10 protein-coding genes are annotated in these 6,348 nt (G+C 56.9%); 6 read left to right on the plus strand and 4 right to left on the minus strand.

Going from position 1 to position 6,348, the window contains the following annotated elements; all coding sequences use genetic code 11:
- Nucleotides 1–263 precede the first annotated feature (263 nt).
- From AC13C8_RS07290 to AC13C8_RS07305, 4 genes are all read left to right on the plus strand, one after another.
- Nucleotides 264–1,271 carry a replication initiator protein A gene (locus AC13C8_RS07290; RefSeq protein ID WP_482846894.1) on the plus strand — a complete coding sequence of 336 codons (1,008 nt, stop codon included), beginning with the start codon at nt 264–266 and terminating at the stop codon, nt 1,269–1,271.
- A 91-nt stretch (nt 1,272–1,362) separates the two neighbouring features.
- A complete protein-coding gene (locus AC13C8_RS07295; RefSeq protein WP_482846895.1) occupies nt 1,363–1,698 on the plus strand; it encodes a zinc ribbon domain-containing protein in 336 nt (111 codons plus the stop codon).
- Entirely contained in the window at nt 1,699–2,355 is a 657-nt protein-coding gene (locus tag AC13C8_RS07300) for a hypothetical protein (protein ID WP_482846896.1), read from the plus strand.
- A gap of 5 nt (nt 2,356–2,360) precedes the next feature.
- On the plus strand, nt 2,361–2,771 hold the full coding sequence (locus AC13C8_RS07305; RefSeq protein ID WP_482846897.1) for a hypothetical protein: 411 nt from the start codon (nt 2,361–2,363) through the stop codon (nt 2,769–2,771).
- Between the two features lie 14 nt (nt 2,772–2,785).
- Here AC13C8_RS07305 and AC13C8_RS07310 read toward each other — a convergent pair whose 3' ends face one another.
- Together AC13C8_RS07310 and mobQ are read right to left on the minus strand one after the other, a co-directional pair.
- Complete coding sequence (locus tag AC13C8_RS07310; protein WP_482846898.1) at nt 2,786–3,223, minus strand: hypothetical protein; 438 nt, start codon at nt 3,221–3,223, stop codon at nt 2,786–2,788.
- 114 nt (nt 3,224–3,337) lie between these two features.
- The gene (mobQ, locus tag AC13C8_RS07315) at nt 3,338–4,582 is read right to left on the minus strand and encodes a MobQ family relaxase (protein WP_482846899.1); all 1,245 of its coding nucleotides are present in this window, start codon (nt 4,580–4,582) and stop codon (nt 3,338–3,340) included.
- 155 nt (nt 4,583–4,737) lie between these two features.
- Between mobQ and AC13C8_RS07320 the strand changes: the two genes are divergently transcribed.
- Together AC13C8_RS07320 and AC13C8_RS07325 are read left to right on the plus strand one after the other, a co-directional pair.
- A complete protein-coding gene (locus AC13C8_RS07320) occupies nt 4,738–4,998 on the plus strand; it encodes a hypothetical protein (RefSeq protein WP_482846900.1) in 261 nt (86 codons plus the stop codon).
- A complete protein-coding gene (locus AC13C8_RS07325; protein WP_482846901.1) occupies nt 4,995–5,543 on the plus strand; it encodes a hypothetical protein in 549 nt (182 codons plus the stop codon). The genes AC13C8_RS07320 and AC13C8_RS07325 overlap by 4 nt, the downstream gene beginning before the upstream one ends.
- Nucleotides 5,544–5,546: 3 nt before the next feature.
- Here the strand turns inward: AC13C8_RS07325 and AC13C8_RS07330 are convergent, their stop codons facing one another.
- Together AC13C8_RS07330 and AC13C8_RS07335 are read right to left on the minus strand one after the other, a co-directional pair.
- A complete protein-coding gene (locus AC13C8_RS07330; RefSeq protein WP_482846902.1) occupies nt 5,547–5,855 on the minus strand; it encodes a type II toxin-antitoxin system RelE/ParE family toxin in 309 nt (102 codons plus the stop codon).
- Complete coding sequence (locus AC13C8_RS07335) at nt 5,852–6,112, minus strand: CopG family ribbon-helix-helix protein (RefSeq protein ID WP_102891986.1); 261 nt, start codon at nt 6,110–6,112, stop codon at nt 5,852–5,854. Before AC13C8_RS07335 ends, AC13C8_RS07330 begins: the two co-directional genes overlap by 4 nt.
- Nucleotides 6,113–6,348: the final 236 nt, after the last annotated feature.

A 6,348-nucleotide genomic window follows, 5' to 3' on the forward strand; every position in this document is an offset into this window, starting at 1 on the left:
TTACCTACGGAGTATGTTACGGGGCCAAAAATCTTCCTTAACTCACTGATACCATAAAAGGAAACTATCCACAGGGTTCCGAAAGGGTCAAACGTGGGTTCCGAAAGGGTCAAATTCTGGTTCCGAAAGGGTCAAACGAAAAATCGTCTCTTGAGGTTCCTGATAGGTCAAACTTTGGTTCCCGATAGTGCGAACCTCAGCTCGGTTCCTGATAGGTCAAATTTAGGGTTCCTGATGGGTCAAATTTCCCGTAGCCTGTGAGCATGCCTTTGCTTCCCGATAGACACCCCCAGAAGGATTTTTTCATCCTCGACATCGCGGATGTTGTTCCTAAGGACGACACCGCCTCGATGGAGCACCCCCTGTTCTCCCTGGCGACCAAGCCGGACATGCGGCATCTGGTTTACCAGAACGGCGAAAACAGGCTGGAAATCGTCCCCTCCGGCCTTGGCCTTCCCACCATCAAGGACAAGGATATTCTGATCTTCTGCATCAGCCAGTTGATGCACATGAAGAACCGGGGCGAGAAGATCGGGAAACGCGTCCGGTTCAGCGCCCGCGAGCTGTCCATCTCCACAAACCGTCCCATTGGGGGCAACCACTACAAGCGGCTGGAGCAAGCCTTCAAACGGCTACAAGGGACACAGTTTACCACGACGATCCGCACAGGCGGCAAGCGTGAAGTCCGGATTTTCAGCCTCGTGGACGAGGCCGGATTCGTCATGCAGGAAGAAGGGATATGGCGGCTCGATTATTGCGAAGTCGTGCTGTCTGACTGGTTCATGCGGGCGATTGAAGCCAACGATGTCATAACGATCTCGAACGACTATTTCCGCCTGCGCCGCCCACTGGAACGCCGTCTGTATGAGATCGGTCGCAAGCACTGCGGCAGTCAGCCAAAGTGGCATATCGGCCTCGCCAAGCTTCAGGAAAAGACCGGCAGCAACGCCCCCCTGAAGAAGTTCCGGCTGAACATCCGCCAGATCATCGAGGACGATCACACGCCGTTCTATCGCATGGAACTGACCCCAGATGACCTGGTGATCTTTCGTCCGCGTTCACCCCAGAGCGACCTCTCGCCCGAGATCCGATTGCCGGAATGGGCAGAGGACAAGGCGCGTAGCATCGCCAGGGAGAAGGGCAGGGATTACTACGCCCTTCGTTCTGACTGGCTCTCCTTCGCCAAAAGCGAAGCGGCCAAAGGCAATCCCCCCAAAAACAGCGGCGCGGCTTTCGTGGCATACTGCAAGAAGCAAGAACGGCTACGTTGAGGGTGTAGGTCATGGTTGCCCCCTTCCTGATGCCCTTATAAAGATTGCAAAATTTTCCACCCTCGTTAGAAATTTTGAAAAGGAGTTTTCTATGGCCAAACCAGCAATGATCGAGTGCCCATCATGCCAACACCGAGTGAGCACCAGTGCGCCTTCCTGCCCGTCTTGCGGCGCTGTTCTGCGGAAAGCCAAGCGCGGCATTTTCGGAAAACTGGTGATTTTTGCCTTCTGGGGCTTCAACATCCTAATGGTGTTGTGGATATGGGGAGGCACACAAAGCGCTGTCCAGACTCAATCTGGCCTGTCTGGCGCTGAAGCTGCTGGGGCCGCCATCGGCACAGGAATCGGCGTAACACTTCTTATTTTCATATGGCTAATAGGTGCTATTATCCTTGGTCTAATGGCACTTCTGACACGGCCAAAATAAATGGCTGAATCTGTCTCTTATTGGATTTGCTCTTGTGGGAAATCCAATCTTAAAAGTTCCCGGCGATGTACAGCCTGTGAAAAACGTCGTCCAAGACGCTGGATATTGTATTCTTCCTTGGCGGTTGTTGGCGTTGTCGCCATAGCCGTTTTCTCTCCCACGCTCCCCACTCCAACAGATAGTCAATCTGGGCTTTCTGACGCTCAAACAGAATTTTTATCACGAATAGAGGCTGCACAAGAATCGGCAATCACTGCGCCAAACTCATTGGCGTTCAACGATCTCCTCGACCTGCGCGACAATCAACTGGCCGAGCTTTCATCAGTCGAAAGATGGTCGGGAACCATCCTTGGAATTCAACGAATGCAGGGCAAAGGAGCCGTCAGCATTGATATAGGCGGTGTCACAGTCCTGGCTGGCGTCCACCTTTCATTGGGATTGGATACGCTGATCCCCCCTTCCCAAAGTGACGTCTACACCGAGTTGCTATCCCTACAACGTGGGGATGATGTCATATTTTCCGGTCGTTTCTTAGTTCATAGCGGATCTTTGGTTGAGATGAGCTACACGGGTTCTGGGGCCATATCAGCGCCAGAATTTTTGTTTGAGTTTTCGGAATTAAACCGCCGTCCCACACCCGAAAATTCCGAAAACTAGTCCCCATGAAATACCCCGCTCGACAATCAACCTTGCAAGGAGTTGTTATTGCCATGAACCGAATTTCGCTGCCCGTTATAGCCTTATTAATCGGGACTACGCCCGCTTTGGCAGAACCAGTCCAGCTCGGAGAATATCTCGACTCGATGGATAGGACCGAAGTGATGTTTTCTGGCCGCATCAAGTACGATAGCCGTGAAGATAATTTCACATTTTACGATGATAACCGCGATCCATTTGGTGTCACCGTAGATGCTGGGAGAGACGCCCGCGAACGTATCGAAACGGAGTGTGACAACCCCAGTTTTATGGTTTCCTACTCCGACCTTTGCACAATATCTGGCATCGGCACGGTCGAAATAAGAGGGTCGGACGTTTACATCAGTATCGAGCAAGTTGACCAGCTCAGTAAATAATTGATCTCAAATATTTAACCCAACAATCGTGCGAAAAAACTCCGCTTGGCCGGAGCTTTGGGGTTTTCTCTTTGATCGGTCAGAAGCGCGTTCAACCGCACCCGCTCAGCCTCCGCTCCGTCCAGGCGGGCACGCAAATCCTCGATCTGATCGACGAGCTGGCCGCGCTCTCGATCTCGCTCGGCGGTCACGGCGTCGATCCGCTCTCTAAGCATCTTAACTTCAACGCCTAAGGCGCTGTTTCCATGCGTTTCCTCTTTGGTTTCCGATTGGTTTTCAAGGCTGTTCGGAAACGGGTTCGCGGACATCCACCGAGAAAGCTCTGATGGATCAATCTGCCAGCGCCCCTTGTCGTCCTTCTCCGCAGAGATGCCGCCTGAATTAAGAGCTTTTGATAGCGTTCCCTTTGAACGCTTCGCGGTCTTTGCCGCCTGTCCAAGTGTCAGCTTCATGGTGTTTCCGCCTGTATTTCACGGGGGTTTCCCCTTGGTTTTCCTACCGTTCAGTATACACACATTGGAAACACCCGCCAAGCCACACAAACGTGGGCGGGGCCACGGGCCCTTCTATAGCCCGTGGCCCAGTCCACGATCGCGCTCGGCTATGCTGTCCGCCTCGCGCTCAATCTCTTGCTCGCGCGTCAGCTCCTGTTCCCGCGCCGCATCCTCTGCAACCTGCCGTTCCTGGGCCTCACGGCCCTCGCGCAACGCAGCGGCACGGTCAGCTAAACTGTCCCGGTCGATCCCCGTCGCCGCCTCGCGCAACCGTGCCGCGAACTCCTGCGACGTCTCGCGCTCACGCTCCGGCGTGGCGGGTTCCTGAACCTTCTCTCGGCCTTGATGTGCTTCCCATGATGCCTTCAACCGTGCGGCAAAGTTAGGTTCTTCTTCTCGGCCGTCACGCCCCCCGGCAAGCGCCAGCTCGGATTGCCCTGATCCCAGACGGTCCATGACTCGATCAGCCGCACGGTCCAGCCAGTCGCGAACTTGTCCGGTCAGCTCCTGCACCACCTGTCTGACCTCCGCGGCACGGTCCTTGACCTCATGCCAGACGCGCACGGCGGCAACCTCGATGCCACGCTCCTTGAGCTGCCATGCCCCGAGGGAAAGCTGGGGCAGGGGTGGGCGATCCAGCGACATGGCCCGCACGGTCTCGTGCAGCTCCGCGCCCTCGTCTCCGCGCTCCCGTGCCGCCGCCGCCAGCTCAAGCGCCTCGTCGCGCTGCGCTACCAGCGTCCGGTGATCCACGCGGTCCTCAATGCCGGCCCGCTCTAGGGCCGCATTGCTGTCCCGCGCCCATGCCTCGCGCCAGCCCTCAAGAACCTCGACCTTGTTCCAATCGCGGTTCTTGGTGGTGAAGCCCTCTGCATCCACCTCACGGGTGGTCAGCAGAATGTGGGCATGATGATTGCGTTCGTCCCCTTCGCGCCCCGGAGCGTGCAGGGCGATGTCAGCCACCATGCCCCGGTCTACGAACTGCGCCTGCGCATAGTCGCGGACCAGGGCGACACGCTGCGCATGGGTCAGCTCGTCGGGCAGGGCCACGCGCACCTCGCGGGCGACCTGGCTGTTCTTGCGGGTCTCGGATTCCTCGACGCGGTTCCACAGTTCGGATCGGTCACGGACCCAATCCGGCGCATGATCCGGGGCGAGGATTTCAGTGTGATCGACGCCGCCCCGCGCCGCATAGTCGAAGACAAGCCCGGTGCGGCGGTCTTCGATCCGTTCGGCCACGCGATAGGCGATTGCCGCCGTGGCGCTGCGGCCCTGGCTGCGGGAAATCATCGAAGCTCGAAGATGATAGATTGCCATGTCAGCGCCGCACTTCGCTTAGGGGTCGAGGGGAAACGCCAGTCTCCCCCGCCCACACAAACGCGCAGCGTTTGTATAAGTGGGCACTTCGTGTCTTGCTCTCTACAACAACGGTAGCCTAAAAGCAACTTGGGACGGTGACAAAGGAAACCAGAATGGCGCGGACAATAGATCAGCAGATCGCATCAACACAGGCAAAGCTGGCCCGCCTTAAAACCCGCCAAAAAGCCAGCGAGACCCGGCGGAAAATCATCGTCGGGGCCATCGTGACCAATGCCGCTTTGAAAGATCCGAAGATTGCCCGTTGGATGGCGGCAACCCTGCGCAAGAACGCCACCCGTGAAGTCGATCAGAAAGAACTGGTTGGTCTGCTCGCAGAACTGGATCAGGAAGCGGCCAAGGCGGATCAGACATGAGCAAGGATCCGTTTCAGGAACTGGTCGATGAATTGACGGCCCTTCGTCGCAGCATCGAGCATATAGCCCGCACCAGCCTCGACAAGGATGAGGCCAAAACCCTGAACCAAGCTGTGGCACAAGCTGCCTTGAAGATGGCAAAAGCAACCAAGGACGCGCCGGGGGAAATTCAGGAAGCTCTGGCATCTGACCGCGACCAGATGGCTCGCAGCGCCACACAGGCCGCAACCAGGGCCGCTGAGAGCGCCATGGCCGGAATCCGGCATGACCTCGACAATGAACGCGCAAAGCTCTCACAAGCCGCTGGAGAGGCCCGTAGAGAGGCCTGGCGCTGGTTTGGCGGGTTTTGGGTGTGGCTGGCCTCTATGCTCGCCACAGGGGCGCTTATCGGGACGCTGGCGATGGCATGGATACAAGGGCGCGGCGATGCCCGCGAGTTCGGGAAGTTTCCAAGAATCTATTGCGGCACCGCGGGCGGACAGGTGGTCGAACAGAACAACGGGTCCAGCTATTGCGCGATCTGGATCAACAGGCCGGATCAGTGAAAATCAGTCCGGCCATTCTTCGGGGGACCAGTCGCGTGATGTGTGGATCACACGGACAATCGCGATTTCTTCCGCGCCGCCCGTCTGCGTGATCGCATAGGCCACAACGTAGGGCAGACCTGTCACTGATTTCTCATAGGTGCCTGTCACCCGTCCGGGGCGCCCTATCGGCATGTCGCCAAGGGCCAGAGCCGTCTTGTCGATGGCATCGGCCACGCGGCGAGCTGCTGCGGGATTATCGGCGGCGATGTAGGAAACCTGCTCTGCAAGATCGGCCAACGCATCGTTTGACCAGCGAACGGGTCGACTCACGCGGCGTTGTCCGCCGCCGCGTCGATCACCTGCCGCAGGGAGGCCATTGCATCTTCATGGCTGACCGTCCGTCCGGCCTCCACGTCCGCAAGCCCGCGCTCGATGCCTTCGATGATCGCCAGCTCACGATCCACGTAGGTTTCCACGGCCTCTGCCGCCAGAAAGGATCGGCTGCGTCGTGTTCCATCCGCCAATCTTCCCAGCTTCGCCTTGAGCTGCGGGTCGAGCCGGATCGTCATTGTGGTGCTGGTCGTCATTTCATTCCCTTCTCAGCATGTGTACATCTGAACACATACACTGTCCCAGGTTTTTTTCAAAGACCGAATCAACAAAACGCCTAGTGTTAATAGTGTTACCTACGGAGTATGTTACGGGGCCAAAAATCTTCCTTAACTCACTGATACCATAAAAGGAAACTATCCACAGGGTTCCGAAAGGGTCAAACGTGGGTTCCGAAAGGGTCAAATTCTGGTTCCGAAAGGGTCAAACGAAA

This window comes from Aliiroseovarius sp. B-4, from assembly GCF_056857795.1.